This is a genomic window from Anaerosolibacter sp. (assembly GCF_029240175.1).
Taxonomy (GTDB): Bacteria; Bacillota; Clostridia; order Peptostreptococcales; family Thermotaleaceae; genus Anaerosolibacter.
In genome coordinates this window covers 1-14,873 of the sequence record NZ_JARBTM010000039.1, presented here as the reverse complement: position 1 = coordinate 14,873, position 14,873 = coordinate 1, and the positions used below count along the sequence as shown (strand labels likewise).

The 14,873-nt window shown below is 40.4% G+C and carries 13 protein-coding genes; 1 reads left to right on the top strand and 12 read right to left on the bottom strand.

What is annotated here, in order from left to right; all coding sequences use genetic code 11:
* Positions 1 to 358: 358 nt before the first annotated feature.
* Positions 359 to 754 (top strand): DUF1573 domain-containing protein, encoded by a 396-nt coding sequence (locus tag K0R93_RS18685; protein ID WP_300304816.1) that lies wholly within the window; start codon positions 359 to 361, stop codon positions 752 to 754.
* Positions 755 to 799: 45 nt separating this feature from the next.
* Here the strand turns inward: K0R93_RS18685 and disA are convergent, their stop codons facing one another.
* The 12 genes from disA to fusA all read right to left on the bottom strand — a co-directional run bounded on the left by disA (position 800) and on the right by fusA (position 14,872).
* The gene (disA, locus tag K0R93_RS18680; RefSeq protein ID WP_300304822.1) at positions 800 to 1,885 is read right to left on the bottom strand and encodes a DNA integrity scanning diadenylate cyclase DisA; all 1,086 of its coding nucleotides are present in this window, start codon (positions 1,883 to 1,885) and stop codon (positions 800 to 802) included.
* A gap of 209 nt (positions 1,886 to 2,094) precedes the next feature.
* Complete coding sequence (gene radA, locus K0R93_RS18675) at positions 2,095 to 3,468, bottom strand: DNA repair protein RadA (protein WP_300304814.1); 1,374 nt, start codon at positions 3,466 to 3,468, stop codon at positions 2,095 to 2,097.
* Between the two features lie 162 nt (positions 3,469 to 3,630).
* The gene (gene thrB / locus K0R93_RS18670) at positions 3,631 to 4,518 is read right to left on the bottom strand and encodes a homoserine kinase (protein ID WP_300304820.1); all 888 of its coding nucleotides are present in this window, start codon (positions 4,516 to 4,518) and stop codon (positions 3,631 to 3,633) included.
* Positions 4,519 to 4,532: 14 nt separating this feature from the next.
* Complete coding sequence (gene thrC / locus K0R93_RS18665; RefSeq protein ID WP_300304812.1) at positions 4,533 to 5,585, bottom strand: threonine synthase; 1,053 nt, start codon at positions 5,583 to 5,585, stop codon at positions 4,533 to 4,535.
* Positions 5,582 to 6,826 (bottom strand): homoserine dehydrogenase, encoded by a 1,245-nt coding sequence (locus K0R93_RS18660; protein ID WP_300304810.1) that lies wholly within the window; start codon positions 6,824 to 6,826, stop codon positions 5,582 to 5,584. The genes thrC and K0R93_RS18660 overlap by 4 nt, the downstream gene beginning before the upstream one ends.
* Before the next feature lie 11 nt (positions 6,827 to 6,837).
* Entirely contained in the window at positions 6,838 to 7,278 is a 441-nt protein-coding gene (locus tag K0R93_RS18655; protein ID WP_300304808.1) for an ACT domain-containing protein, read from the bottom strand.
* 407 nt (positions 7,279 to 7,685) lie between these two features.
* A complete protein-coding gene (locus K0R93_RS18650; protein WP_330685223.1) occupies positions 7,686 to 10,127 on the bottom strand; it encodes an ATP-dependent Clp protease ATP-binding subunit in 2,442 nt (813 codons plus the stop codon).
* Between the two features lie 89 nt (positions 10,128 to 10,216).
* A complete protein-coding gene (locus K0R93_RS18645; RefSeq protein WP_300304806.1) occupies positions 10,217 to 11,251 on the bottom strand; it encodes a protein arginine kinase in 1,035 nt (344 codons plus the stop codon).
* A gap of 12 nt (positions 11,252 to 11,263) precedes the next feature.
* Positions 11,264 to 11,776 (bottom strand): UvrB/UvrC motif-containing protein, encoded by a 513-nt coding sequence (locus K0R93_RS18640; RefSeq protein WP_300304804.1) that lies wholly within the window; start codon positions 11,774 to 11,776, stop codon positions 11,264 to 11,266.
* 15 nt (positions 11,777 to 11,791) lie between these two features.
* Positions 11,792 to 12,244, bottom strand: a complete 453-nt coding sequence (locus K0R93_RS18635) for a CtsR family transcriptional regulator (RefSeq protein WP_300304802.1) — start codon at positions 12,242 to 12,244, stop codon at positions 11,792 to 11,794.
* A gap of 211 nt (positions 12,245 to 12,455) precedes the next feature.
* Entirely contained in the window at positions 12,456 to 12,707 is a 252-nt protein-coding gene (locus K0R93_RS18630) for a hypothetical protein (protein WP_300304800.1), read from the bottom strand.
* A gap of 140 nt (positions 12,708 to 12,847) precedes the next feature.
* Positions 12,848 to 14,872, bottom strand: a complete 2,025-nt coding sequence (gene fusA, locus K0R93_RS18625; protein WP_300304798.1) for an elongation factor G — start codon at positions 14,870 to 14,872, stop codon at positions 12,848 to 12,850.
* Between the last annotated feature and the right edge of the window lies 1 nt (position 14,873).

Below are 14,873 nucleotides of genomic sequence, written 5' to 3'. Positions count from 1 at the left end.
CCAGCTCCATGCATCGGATAAACTACTTTATCGCCAATATTAAACATGTAGCAAACCTCCCAAATTATACATTGCCTCATATTAAGTATACAAAAACCAGGGAGTTTTGTCAAGAAATGAATATTTTATCACATGGATTATACGTTGTCAATCACCTTCATTCACATTTATTTCATGATCATCTACTGCCTTTTTTCGAAGCAGCATACTTCGTTTTGTTCGATGACTTTTCCTTTCGGTGGTTTATTTTGCATAATATATTATCGTGCTTTTTTCTTTCCATTCTATTTATTCTATGATACAATTATCTCGTAAAAGGGATATGGTTCTCAATTTATCTTATTGAGGTGATTGATATATGAAAGATTCAGTTTGCACAAAATTTCAACAAGAGGTTTCTAATGTTCTGGTACGCCACAAGAGCATACTTGACGTCGTCACTAAATTTCAGGAAAGCAGTGCAAAAGTAAATCGTGCTATTGTAAAATCAGTAACCAGTTGTGGCTGTATTCAGATAGATGCAAAAAAGCAAGATGTGCCAGATGATATTTCTTATGAAGAGCTAACTCAATATACGGCGAACCATATTTCTGGTGAGCTATGTGATATCTGCAAAGATAAAGTTGAAAAAGAGTTGGCCAATCATTTATTCTACCTGGCTGCCATATGCAATGCCCTGGATTTAGACATGGCATCCATTATGAAAACCCAATCAAAGCACCTGGAGACCCTTGGCAAATATAGTCTATATTAATGTCTAAAAAACACCAATGAAAATCATTGGTGTTTTATTGTTTTGTTATCTCAAATGGCGATCCATCAGTACCTGTTCTTGTACACGTCTTAGACCTTCTTTGATCGTTCTGGCCCGAATCTCCCCGATTCCTTCCACATCGTCTAACTCCTCGATGGATGCCTTCAATATTTTTTGGAAATCATTGAAATGGATCACTACATTTTGGATCACCGACATGGGCAGCCTAGGAATCTTACTCAGCATTCTGTAACCCCTTGGTGAAACAGGTGTATCCAACAGGGCATTCAATCCTCCGCTGTAGCCTAAAATCTTCCCAATATGGGTCAAATCCAATAATTCCTCTGAGGAAAGATTTCTAATCTGTCTCGTAGTGGTATTATAATCTATGCCGTCCTCTTGAATTCGATAATCTTCAATCACATACTTACCGTCTTCCTTGACATTGGCCAAAAGCTCTTCCAATTGCATGCTCACCAATCGACCCTCATTGCCAAGCTCAGCAATGTACTTATCGATTTCCGTCACGATTCTCATCACCATCTCTGTTCTTTGGAGTACAGTAGCTACATCATAGATGGTTACCAAATCCTCAAACTCTAAAGCACTCAGATTTGTCATTGCTTGATCCAGCACTTTTTTGTACTTTTCTAACGTTTGAATTGCTTGATTAGCCTTTGTTAAAACCTTGTTTGTATCTTGAAGTATATACTTGGAGTAACCCTTATATATTGTTATGATATTTCTTCTTTGAGAAATGGAAATCACCATCTGTCCTGTCTGCCGTGCAACCCGCTCTGCTGTTCTATGGCGGATACCCGTTTCAGAGGATGGTATAGACGGATCTGGGATAAGCTGTGTGTTGGCATATAGAATCCGTTTTGCATCAGCACTTAATATTATTGCACCGTCCATCTTCGCTAGTTCATATATATACGCTGTAGAAAAATCTATATTAATATAGAATCCACCATCTACTAGACTCATAACTTCATCATTGTCCCCGATAACGATTAAGCCCCCTGTTTTGGCCCGCAAAATATTTTCCAAGCCTTCTCTTAAGGGTGTGCCCGGCGCTAGTAATTTAATGGAACCCGTAATTCCTTCTTCCTTTATCCTATCATCACGCACCAATTCTATACCCTCCCAGTTTCATAAAAAATGCCACTTACATTATAATATACCCATTTATTGAATTCCAAGAACACTTTTTATCATTTTCACAAATTTTTCCCAATCTACATCCAAATCATCCATTTTCTGCTTGGTTTTGCTATTCTACAATTATAACATGTTTCCTTTCCTTATATCACTTAATTTTAGTGCCCATTGTGGTATATCTATACTGACCTAAACAACAGTTTAATTGCATCCATTAGGGAATCTGCTCCTTGCAGCTGAATAGGATCACTTATTTGAAGCTTTCTTCCACTCTTCCCTGGCAAAATACATTTTTCAAATCCCATTTTCGCCGCTTCTTTGATCATTTTTTCCCCATTTGAAACAGGTCTTAATTCTCCTGTTAAACTGATTTCCCCAATGGCCATGGTTGTTGTTGTGGGTATCGGCAATCCCCGCATGCTAGAATAAATAGCCAAGGCTACCCCCAAGTCTGAGGATGTCCCCTCCAGTTTTAGGCCGCCTACCACATTTACATAGACATCTTGATTGGTCAAAGGTAATCCTACCTTTTTTTCCAATACAGCAATAATCAGATTCAGGCGGTTTAAATCAATGCCTATGGCTGTTCGTCGAGCAAAGCCTAGGTTTGTAGGAGCTACCAATGCCTGAATCTCCACCAATAAAGGTCTCGTTCCCTCTAAACTGCAGATAGCAATGGCACCTTCCACATTCGGCGTCAAGCCTTCTAAGAATATAGCCGATGGATTACCGACTTCTACCAAACCCTCTTCTTTCATTTCAAACACACCCACTTCACTGGTTGTGCCAAATCGGTTTTTTACTGCACGAACCATCCGAAACTCAGCAGATCTTTCCCCCGTAAAATGGAGCACTGTATCTACCAAATGCTCTAAAATTCTTGGTCCTGCCAATTCTCCTGTTTTGGTTACATGGGCTACAATAAAGATGGGGATATCCTTGGTTTTCCCGATTCTCATCAGATTGTTTGCGCATTCTCTCACTTGAGATACGCTGCCTGGTGCTGATGTCAAATCAGGCTTAAATAAAGTCTGAATTGAATCGATGATGATAAATACAGGATTGAGTTCATCTATATAATTTTCTATCACATCTATATTGGTTTCTGATACCACCATCAGATGATCTGAAACCGCATGAAGCCTTTCCGCCCTCATTTTTATCTGTTCTTCAGACTCTTCTCCAGATACATACAAGACGGTACCATATTGATCTCCGATGGTACTACTGGCCTGCAAAATCAAAGTGGATTTACCGATTCCCGGCTCACCTGAAATTAATGTCAGAGAACCCTTTACCAAGCCTCCACCCAGTACCCGATTTAGTTCTCCAATGCGGGTATCTAATCGGTCGTAGGTACTTGACTGTATGTCCTTTAAAAATTGAGGCTTCGATGAACTGGTCAATGTAGGGGACTTTTTATAGGCTTGTCCTTTCTCTTCAATCTCTTCAACCATTGAGTTCCATGTTCCGCAGGTACACTGCCCCATCCATCTTGGACTTTCATATCCACAGGATTGGCAGACAAAAACAGTTTTATTCTTTTTCGCCATTTCTTCCTCCTACTCGTTTTCCGCTGTTTGCCACATATACTCTATACTGATTGTATCCTTTTGATATTTCCCCGTCAATGTTATTAGAATCTCAATTTATATCAATCATTTCCAAAACTATTCAAAATAAAAAGCTTCATGGGAGTGTACCCCATAAAGCTCTTACCCATAAATCTGTATACCTTCATCATCGTTCTCTAAAATCTTTATCTGCCAACCGCCTTCCATGGCCTTTAGGAAAATATTCATCTCCTGTTCAAAGCTGGTGTTATCTCTCTCAATCATTGCCATAAGGGTTGATCCTGAACCACTGATTACTTCTGCTTTTGACCTTAGGGATTGGGCCTTTTGAAATATTTCCTCCAATCCAGGTATCAACTTTGTACGATAGGATTGATGAATTCTATCGGCTGTGGCATATCGTAATTTTTCCAGTTCACCGTTTCCCATGGCCGCCACCAGCAAAGCAGTTCTAGATATATTATAAATGCAATCTTTTTTGGAATATTGCTCTGGTAACACTTTTCTTGCTTCCCCGGTTGATACGGTGAAATCAGGAATCATCAAAGCAAAACACAGGTTTTTCGGAATGTTTATCTTCGAGTATATCACTTGATCTGCCTCATGAACAGAAGCGACCATGCCCCCCACCAAAGCAGGCACTACATTGTCAGGATGTCCCTCTAACGCTGTCCCTATCCGAATCATATCCTCTAGTTTTAACGGCTCACCCATGGCCCTGTTGGCAATGGCGATACCCGCTGCAATACAAGCCGCACTGCTGCCTAATCCTCTGCTAAGGGGAATATCAATATGATGGGGTATCACCCTCACGCCTTGCTTTTCATGATGATATTGCTTGAACAGTTTTTGGATGGTGGTATAGATTAAATTCTCTTCCAATGGAATCTCATCACAACCCAGCACTTCGATGCCTGATGCAATCTCCTCTATTTGAAACTCATTGTATAATTTCAATGCCAACCCTAGGGCATCAAATCCAGGTCCTAGGTTTGCCGTTGTTGCTGGTACCCTTATACGGTAGGTCATTGTTCTCACAGTCCTTATCCTATGATTTCTTTTTCGATCAATGCAAAATCTGCCTTCAATTCTTTGATAGATCCCCCTAAGCCCACCGCAGTATCAGGATCTTTAAGCCCATTGCCCGTCAACACGCAAACAACCTTCTTACCCTTTTCAAGCTTGCCTTCTTTATATAGCTTGTAAATACCTGCGATGGATATACAGGAAGCAGGTTCTGCAAATATTCCCTCTTTGCTGGCAACCATGCTATATGCCTCAAGAATCTCTTCATCAGTGATCTTATGAATCATACCCTCAGACTCATTCAGGGCTGTCACTGCCTTATCCCAGCTGGCAGGGTTTCCAATTCTAATGGCTGTGGCAATGGTCTCTGGGCTTTCAAATACCCGATTCTCCACAATAGGCGCTGCCCCGCTGGCCTGGAACCCTAAAAGCTTAGGCAGCTTATCAATTTTCCCCTCTTCCTTATACTCCTTAAAACCTTTCCAATAGGCTGTAATGTTACCTGCATTGCCGACTGGTATGGATAAATAGTCTGGTACCTCTTCTAGTTGTTCGCAAACCTCAAAAGCACTGGTCTTTTGTCCTTCTATTCTATAGGGGTTGATGGAGTTGACCATGGTGATTGGATATTTCTCTGAAATTTCCTTTACCATCTGCAATGCATCATCAAAATTCCCATCAATAGCAATGATTTCCGCACCATAGGCGATAGCTTGAGCAAGCTTGCCCATGGCAATTTTCTTATTGGGGATAATTACGATACATCGGATACCTGCCTTGGCTGCATAGGCTGCTGCAGCGGCAGAAGTATTTCCTGTAGATGCGCATATGATGGCTTTAGACCCAGCCTCCACTGCCTTGGTAACCGCCATGGTCATTCCCCGATCTTTAAAAGATCCTGTTGGATTTAAGCCGTCATATTTTAAGTATATTTCTAGTCCCGGCATTTCCTTCTCAAGATTCTGTGCCCGAATCAAAGGTGTATTTCCCTCGCATAGGGTTATGATAGGTGTTTCCTCCGTGACGGGTAAATACTTTTTATATTGATGAATTAGTCCATTCCATTTCATGAAACCATCTCCTCCAATTTCATCATCTTTTTGATACCCTGAATGTATCCTTTGCTTTGCAACTCCTGGAGCTTTTCATACCCGCTCTGCTCATTTTCTATTTCTACAACACAGATAACTTCTCCTTTGTCTTGGGCATCGTCAAACATAAAATTGTTAATGGCGAAAAGCTCACTAATACTCCCCATCACCTTGTATCGATCATTGGTTTTGATCCGCAGCATCCATTGAAAAGGATGTTCCCACTTTAAAGAAGGACGCTGTCCCTGAGCTGTTACTTTTCCATGTTTCCCTTTATAATTTTGGACGATATGGATAATATCACCTACCACTGCACTGGCCGTAGGCAGCTTTCCAGCTCCTTTTCCTATGAACATCATCTCGCCTATGGCATCCCCTTCAAATCGAATGCCGTTAAATTCGTTATCAATTTGGCCGAAGGGCCCTTTTTCACTGACCATGACAGGTCGAACCGCCGCAAATACACCCTTTTCGTTTTTCCTACTAATGGCTAACAGCTTGATCACACACCCTAACTTTTTCGCATACTTTATATCCTGGGCATCGATTTCTGTGATTCCTTCAACATCAATATCCTTCCAATCAATTTTTTGGTCATAGGCCAAGGTGGACAAGATCGATAATTTTCTGGCTGCATCATATCCCATAACATCGGATTCCGGGTTCGCCTCTGCAAAGCCTAGCTGTTGGGCTTCCCGCAGCGCGTGGCCGTAGTCCATATCTTCCTTATACATTTTGGTTAAAATAAAGTTGGTTGTTCCATTGAGTATCGCTGTGATTTGAGAGATTTCATTGGCTGCCAATGAATCTGTCATAGGCCGGATAATAGGTATACCGCCTCCTACACTGGCTTCATAGGCAAAACATACTTGATTCTCAAGGGCTAATGCCATGAGTTCCTCCCCATGGGCAGCAACCAAATCTTTATTGGCTGTAATCACATGCTTTTTCATCTTAAGCGCCTTTTTTACATAGTCATAAGCAGGATGGATGCCCCCCATTACTTCAATGACGATATCTACCTTTTCATGGATTACCTCTTCCTCTTTGATGGTTAACAGGGAACCTGCATCATTATATTTGTCTAAATTTCTTACCAGTACCTTTAAGACATTTAAATCAACGCCTAATTTCTGACGAAGTCTCTCACTATTTTTTTGGAGAAGATCTACGACACCAGATCCAACAACTCCATATCCTAGTACACCAATTGATACCATGCTTCTCACTCCTATTCCATTGCGATTAATTCTGCTCGCAGCACACCACTTTGATCTTTTAAACTGTTTAGCAATTCATCCATACCGATCACCACGTTGGCAATATCAAAGGTCAGGCTGATATTGGCCGCATTGTTAATGGGGATATCCTGATGAATGGTCAATATATTTGCCCTGCAAGCAGCCAGATGATTTAATATATTTGATAATATTCCCGGTGTATGGCTTAACAGCAAGGAAATTGTTACCTTCTGTCCCGCTGCATGCTCTGACGTGGAAAAAACAAAATCTTTATATTTATAAAAGGTACTCCTGCTGATTTCTGCCATTTCCACCGCTTCCGTGACACCCTTGGCCTTTCCAAGACGGATGAGCTCCTTGGCAAAAAGAACCTTTTCATATACATCTGGTAAAATCTCTGTATCAATAATTAAGAACTTTTTCTTACCCATGGTTCCACCTCTTTGTCCGTAATATATGCACATATGTGTTTGTATGAAAAACTATAGTATTCATGATAACATACTCCTTTCGTGTATACAATATATTTTTGTTGATTTTTTATGTGTTTCTTGATAGCCAAAACACCTAACTCGTAGGGGCGATTCACGAATCGCCCTTTGACCCAAGATCTCTGCCAACCTGTCATCTTAAACACAGCGAAGGATCTTTCTTTGAGATTCTTCACTGCATTCAGAATACCAGCAATTATATCCCTATCCATAAAATTTTCTTCCACAAATAACGGGCGATTCGTGAATCGCCCCTACACCTTCTGATTAACCCTAGTCTGGACCTACCCATATAAAAAAGCTCCCAGGAGTATCCCAAGATGGGGCGGTTCTCCTGAGAGCTTCTATTATTTTTTCCTAAATACGATTTCTTGATTCGCCACGTCCACAAGGATATTATCATCCTTGGTGATCTTACCCCTTAGCATTTCTTCTGACAGCCCATCTTCTACCATCTTTGTGATGGCACGTTTCAATGGTCTTGCTCCATAGGCTTGATCAAATCCCTTTTCAGCTAACAACTTTTTAGCTTCTTGGGACACATCCAGGGAAATGTTTAATTCGTCCATTCGATTAGATAAATCCTTGATCATTAATTCTACAATTTGCTGAATATGCTCTTCCTCTAGGGCATGGAACACGATGGTTTCATCGATTCTATTCAAAAATTCTGGTCTAAAGGTTTTTTTCAGCTCCTCAGTCACATTCTCCTTCATCTTCTCATAAGCATTTCTCTTCTCATTTTCTGTATCCGCTGTGAATCCCAGTGTACTTTGCTTTTTAATGGTATGGGCACCCACATTGGATGTCATGATTACTACAGTATTTTTGAAGTCTACCATTCTTCCTTTCGCATCTGTCAATCTGCCGTCATCCAGTATTTGAAGAAGAATATTAAACACATCGGGATGGGCTTTCTCTATTTCATCGAATAATATAACCGAATATGGCTTTCTTCGTATCTTCTCTGTCAGTTGACCACCTTCATCATATCCCACATATCCTGGAGGAGAACCAACCAGCCTAGAAACCGTATGTTTCTCCATGTACTCTGACATATCGATCCGAATCATGGCATTTTCATCGCCAAAGAGTGCCTCGGCCAGTGCTTTGGATAGCTCTGTTTTTCCTACCCCTGTAGGGCCTAGGAAAATGAATGAACCAATGGGGCGTTTAGGATCTTTCAATCCTACCCGCGCTCTACGCACTGCTTTGGCCACAGCTTCTACAGCTTCCGATTGACCAATGACACGCTCATGAAGGATATTTTCAATGTTTAGGAGCTTTTCTGATTCCTCCTGGGCCATTTTGTTCACAGGAATACCTGTCCAGTCTGATACGATGACGGCGATTTCATTCTCACCCACCGTTGCTTGGTCTGTATGCCCTACACGCCAATTGTTCTTTCGATTTTCCAGCTCATCTTTAATTTTCTTCTCTTCATCCCTTATTCTTGCAGCCTTTTCGAAATCCTGACCACTGATAGCCTCTTCCTTTTCTTTCAATAATTCTTCTAGCTTTTCCTCCAAATCTTTTAGCTCTGGCGGCTGGGTTACAATTTGCAGTCTCACCTTTGATGCGGCTTCATCAATTACATCCACGGCCTTATCTGGTAAGAATCGATCACGAATATATCTATGTGATAACTCTGCGGCTGCTCTCAGGGCACCATCTGTAATCTTCACGCGATGATGGGCTTCATATCGATCCCGCAGTCCTTTTAGAATCTGTATTGATTCCTCTACCGTAGGCTCCTCTACAGTAATAGGCTGGAATCTTCTTTCCAAGGCTGGGTCTTTTTCAACATGTTTTCTATACTCATCCAAGGTGGTAGCACCAATAGCCTGTAACTCTCCCCTTGCAAGGGCAGGCTTTAAAATATTGGATGCATCGATAGCTCCCTCGGCAGCACCAGCACCAATAATGGTATGCATTTCATCGATAAAGAGGATAACATCACCAGATTTTCTTAACTCCTCCATGACCTTTTTCAGTCGATCTTCAAACTCTCCTCGGTACTTTGCACCAGCAACCATGGATGCTAAATCCAGGGTGACAACCCGCTTGCTTCTTAACAGCTCTGGAATATTTCCCTCCACGATCCTTTGGGCCAATCCTTCTGCAATGGCCGTTTTACCTACACCGGGTTCACCAATTAAACAAGGATTATTTTTTGTTCTACGGCTGAGGATTTGTATAACCCTCTCGATCTCTTTTTCTCTTCCGATAACAGGATCCAGCTTCCCTTCCTTGGCCATCTCCGTTAAGTCTCTTCCATAATCATTTAATGTTGGCGTTCCTTTGTTGCTTGCCATATGATGATTGCCCTCCACATCCTTGTTGGGAATAGAATTGCCTAGAAGCTTGATGATCTCATCCCTGGTTTTTGCCATACTCACACCACTGTCTACCAGCAGTTTTGCAGCAATGCCTTCCCCTTCTCGAATCAACCCTAATAACAAATGCTCTGTACCTATATAATTGTGTCCCAAGGCCCGTGCCTCCGCAAAGCTCAGTTCAAATACTCTCTTGGTTCTTGGGGTAAAACCCAACAACTGGGCCCCCTCTTCATTTCCACCACCAATCATGGTTTCAATTCTATTTTTTAAGTCCTTTACGCTAACACCAAGGCCTAAAAGTACTTTTGCAGCAATGCCTTCCCCTTCCTGTAGCAGCCCTAACAATAAATGCTCTGTCCCTACATAATTATGCCGCAGATTTTGTGCCTCCTCTTGGGCAAGAAGGATTGCCTTTTGTGCTCTCTCCGTAAACCTTCCAAACATCGCCATCTTTCACACCTCCAACAAATACCTGTTTTTTCACTTTTTGTAGTATTTCCTTCAGATTTTCATTTAATCAGTTTCTAAGTATTTCATCTTTATGTGATATTCTTAAGCTTTTCTCTAACAATCGTTGCCCTGCGGATATCTCTTTCATTTACACTCAAAGGCTTTCCAGCGCTCTTCTGCAGATATGCAGGCTGAGCCATCACCATCATCTGATTGATCACATCCATTGAGATGCCTCCGATAATTTTCATATCTATAGCTAGACGCAAGTCTGATAAGAGCTTCATAAATTCTTGAGAACTCAATATCCTCGCATTGGCTAAGGTACCATAGGATCTATACATTCTATCCTCTAGCTGAATACGGTTGCTGGAAAGCAGCGTGTTTCTTGCATCTCTTTCCTTTTGGATAATCTGGAGCGTTACGTCTTTTAGATTTGCAACGATCTCTCTTTCATTCCTTCCAAGGGTTAGCTGGTTGGATATTTGAAATATATTACCTGTAAACTCAGTACCTTCCCCATAGATTCCTCGCACTGCCAATCCTATTTGACTGGCAGCTTGCAAGATTCGATTAATATAGCCAGTCATGGTCAAAGCAGGCAGGTGGACCATGACTGAGGCACGAATGCCAGTGCCTACGTTGGTAGGACAAGATGTGAGATATCCTAACTCTTCATCAAAGGTATACTTTAAGCTTTCCTCTAAGACATCATCAATTTTATCTGCTGTGTCCCAAGCTTCCGTCAATTGGAATCCTGGTAATAAGCATTGAATGCGTATATGATCTTCTTCATTCACCATAATACTTACCGATTCATCCTTATTTAATAAGACAGCACTTTTTTCTGACTGGTCCATCAAGGCAGCACTGATTAAATATTTCTCCACCAATGTCTGTCTCTCCAGCTGAGGCATTTCCTCTAATTCGAAAACTTCAAAATCGTTTTTCAAGGTTGTATTTCCTTCTAAAATCGTATCCCTGACCTTTTTAATGAGATCTTTGCTCTTGCTCTTTGTCAGCGCCACTGGAAAGGGAAACTCTTCAACGTTTCTGGCCAATCGAATTCTGCTGCTGATAATAATGTCACTCTCTGGTCCTAGCTGTTCCATCCATTTAGCCATCTTATACCCTCCCTAATTATCTTGATGGAGCTGCCTTTCTGTCTCACGAATCTTATCCCTTAAGACAGCAGCTTTTTCAAATTCTTCACTGCGTATTGCTTTTTCCAATTCAGTTTTTAATCGTTTAATCTCTTTTTTCATGAGAATGTTCGCCCCAGCTCTTTTGGGAACCTTTCCAGTATGGACTTCACTACCCTGAACACGCTTGATCAGGGGAATAAGCTTTTCTTGGAAAGCATTGTAGCACTGGGAACATCCTAATCTGCCCAATTGTTTGAATTTTCCGTAGCTCATGCCACAATGATCACATTTGGTCGTCTTTATATAATCCACCTTAATAGGCGAATCATGAATAGAGTCCAATAGTCCTGTCAAAAAATTGTTAATGGTAAAGGATGTATCAAAGGGCACACCTTCACTCTGTTTCGCACATTGCTCACATAGGTGCAGCTCTGTTTTTTTATCGTTCAGTATTTTTGTTACATGAACCGTCGCCGTATTCTTGTTGCAGTTTTCACATATCATGCTACTCCCTCCCACTTAAAAAATTGTTGCCACCATACTCTTTAATATATTGGCTCTGATATGATCCTTTAAATTTATTGGTGTATTTATACTACGATCACTAATAGCTGCCAACATCAATCGTTTTTCTCTTTCAGAGATCAACTCTTTTTCCAACAATCGATGGATGATGGCTTCAGCCTTCATATTGCCAATAACATCTCCGATATCCTCCATCAGCATTCGCAAATACTGATTTTTGTCTATATTTACTTTGACAATTTTAATATAGCCACCGCCACCTCTTCTGCTCTCGATCAGATATCCTTTGTCCACGGTAAATCTGGTCATTAGCACATAATTAATCTGGGATGGTGCACAATTAAAATAATCTGCCAGCTCATTTCTTTGAATCTCTACGGCTAAATTATTGGATTCATCTAATAGTTCTTTTATGAATATTTCAATTATATTGCTAATCCTAGACATAGAATCACTCCATTTTGACTTTCTTTGACCTTCATATTTTCATTTTAATCAATTCATTTACTGTTTTCAATGTCTATTTTTTATAATTTTTGACCATAATCAGCTATTTTTTGAAAATAGCTAATCATTTTTGTTTCTCTCTATCTATTTTTACCAAATAATAAACTAGCCAATCATACGATTGGCTAGTTTATTATTTCATTTTAAACGCCTAAGAATGCTTATGTCTCTTCTTGCGATGGGCCACTATATGATATTGATTCCCTTCATTGCTTCCCTTGGGTAGTACTTCAAAGCCATGTTCTTCTAAAATATCAAATATATAGCCCGATTGGTCGGCATCGAAGGCATCCATCGTAATCACCAACTCATCCTCAGGACCAATATCCTTAATAATATCTATTAGTTTTTCATGGGCATTCACCGCTGGCTGTCTTTCATAGTTCACATAATGATCACTCATCATAAATCCTCCTCTATTCTTTGGTCTTGTTTAGTTTTTGTAGACCCTTAGATATTATTCAATACATTTTTTCTTTCATCATTATTAATTAAATGAAAAAGACCTTTTCTACAATAGAAAAGGTCTTCTTGATGTTTGTATTATTTTTCAGCCTTTGCTGTTTCAATTATTTTTTGACTTAAATGTTGAGGCATTTCATCATATCTTTCAAATCTCATGGTAAAGCTTCCCCTTGCCTGGGTCATGGATCGTAAATCTATGGCATATTTCAGCAGTTCAGCTTGAGGTGCTTCTGCGACAACTCTTTGGGTTCCATCCCCAACAGGCTCCATCCCCAAAATTCTGCCTCTGCGCTTGTTCATATCTCCCATGATATCGCCCATATATTCCTCAGGAATTACAATCTCCACATGCATAACTGGCTCTAATAACACAGGCTTTGCCATCTCAAGTCCCTTTTTGAATGCCAAAGATGCAGCAATCTTAAAGGCCATTTCAGAAGAGTCTACATCATGATAAGAGCCATCATATAATATTGCTTTAAGGTTTACCACAGGGTATCCCGCAAGAACGCCTACATCTAAGCATTCTCTTAATCCCTTTTCTACGGCTGGGATATATTGTCTCGGCACGGAACCACCAAAGATCTCTTCTGAAAATATAAAATCTTCTTGGGCTGGTTCAAATCGAATTTTTACATCACCATATTGTCCATGTCCACCGGATTGCTTTTTATGCTTTCCTTGTACATCGGCTTTTCCTTTGATCGTCTCTCTAAAAGGTATTCTCTGGTCAGCAAGCTGCACATCGACACCAAATTTATGCTTTAACTTATTGGTAATTACATTGATATGAATATCGCCCTGACCGCCAATCAAGGTTTGCTTCGTTTCAGCATTTCTCACAATCATAAAGGTTGGATCTTCTTCAGTTAATCTATTTAAGCCCACACCAATTTTCTCTTCATCCCCTTTGGCCTTAGGCTCTACTGCCATAAATAACGTTGGTTCAGGGAATTCAATCTTATGATATTTTACTGGGTGATTTTTATCACACAGGGTATCTCCTGTGGATGCATACTGGAGCTTCGCAATGGCTGCGATATCACCTGCAACCACCTTATCAACAGGCACTTGATTCTTTCCTCTGAGCAAGAATAGATTCCCTACTTTTTCTACCTCGGCTTTTTCTGGATTGTATATTTCCATATCAGACCTTAATTCACCTGATACCACTTTTAATAAAGAAATTTTCCCTACAAATGGGTCTACTACAGTCTTAAATACAAAGGAGGAGAATGGCTCTGTATGATCGATCTTTCTCACCACTGGATTTCCAGTCTTTTCATCAATGCCTTCATAAGGCTTCATGTCCTTTGGTGATGGCATATAGTCACTGATCATATCTAACAATGTATGGATTCCAATATTGTTTACAGCAGATCCTACCAGCACAGGTACAATATCACCTGCCAATACACCTTTCCGTAAGCCATCATGTATTTCCTGGGCAGTAAATTCTTCTCCACCAAAGAATTTTTCCATCAATGCTTCATCGCTCTCTGCGACAGATTCAATAAGCATTTCTCTTACAGGGGTAATCATGTTCATCATTTCATCGTTAAGCGGTATATCTACACATTCTTTACCGTTGTATTCTCTTCCAATCATATCAACTACATTGATAAAACCTTTAAAATTATTCATTTCTCCAAGAGGTATTGCAAAAGGTGCCACGGCCTTACCAAATTTCTCTCTTAAATCATTCAATACCTTTTCAAAATTAATATTTTCCTTATCCATTTTATTCATAAATATAAACTTAGGCATTTTTCGATCATTGGTATACTTCCAAACCTTTTCCGTACCAACTTCAATACCTGATGATGCATCCACCAATAGGACGGCCCCGCCGGCTACCCTCAAGGCGCTGTTTACTTCTCCAACAAAATCGAAATACCCGGGTGTATCGAGGATATTATACTTATGTTCCTTCCATTCAATCGGAATTAGGGATGTACTAATGGATATTTTTCTCGCGATCTCTTCTTTGTCAAAGTCAGATACAGTATTTCCGTCCTCTACCTTTCCCAATCTATTAACGACCTTCGTCGTATACAACATCGCTTCCGTTAAAATCGTTTTCCCGCAGCCGCCGTGACCGATC

What these genes read in the sequence shown, in the direction of transcription:
- K0R93_RS18685 (WP_300304816.1), top strand. Translation starts at nt 359, where the DNA reads ATGAAAGATTCAGTTTGCACAAAATTTCAACAAGAGGTTTCTAATGTT.
- radA (WP_300304814.1), bottom strand. Translation starts at nt 3,468, where the DNA reads ATGGCGAAAAAGAATAAAACTGTTTTTGTCTGCCAATCCTGTGGATAT.
- thrB (WP_300304820.1), bottom strand. Translation starts at nt 4,518, where the DNA reads ATGACCTACCGTATAAGGGTACCAGCAACAACGGCAAACCTAGGACCT.
- thrC (WP_300304812.1), bottom strand. Translation starts at nt 5,585, where the DNA reads ATGAAATGGAATGGACTAATTCATCAATATAAAAAGTATTTACCCGTC.
- K0R93_RS18660 (WP_300304810.1), bottom strand. Translation starts at nt 6,826, where the DNA reads ATGGTATCAATTGGTGTACTAGGATATGGAGTTGTTGGATCTGGTGTC.
- K0R93_RS18655 (WP_300304808.1), bottom strand. Translation starts at nt 7,278, where the DNA reads ATGGGTAAGAAAAAGTTCTTAATTATTGATACAGAGATTTTACCAGAT.
- K0R93_RS18650 (WP_330685223.1), bottom strand. Translation starts at nt 10,127, where the DNA reads ATGGCGATGTTTGGAAGGTTTACGGAGAGAGCACAAAAGGCAATCCTT.
- K0R93_RS18645 (WP_300304806.1), bottom strand. Translation starts at nt 11,251, where the DNA reads ATGGCTAAATGGATGGAACAGCTAGGACCAGAGAGTGACATTATTATC.
- K0R93_RS18640 (WP_300304804.1), bottom strand. Translation starts at nt 11,776, where the DNA reads ATGATATGTGAAAACTGCAACAAGAATACGGCGACGGTTCATGTAACA.
- K0R93_RS18635 (WP_300304802.1), bottom strand. Translation starts at nt 12,244, where the DNA reads ATGTCTAGGATTAGCAATATAATTGAAATATTCATAAAAGAACTATTA.
- K0R93_RS18630 (WP_300304800.1), bottom strand. Translation starts at nt 12,707, where the DNA reads ATGAGTGATCATTATGTGAACTATGAAAGACAGCCAGCGGTGAATGCC.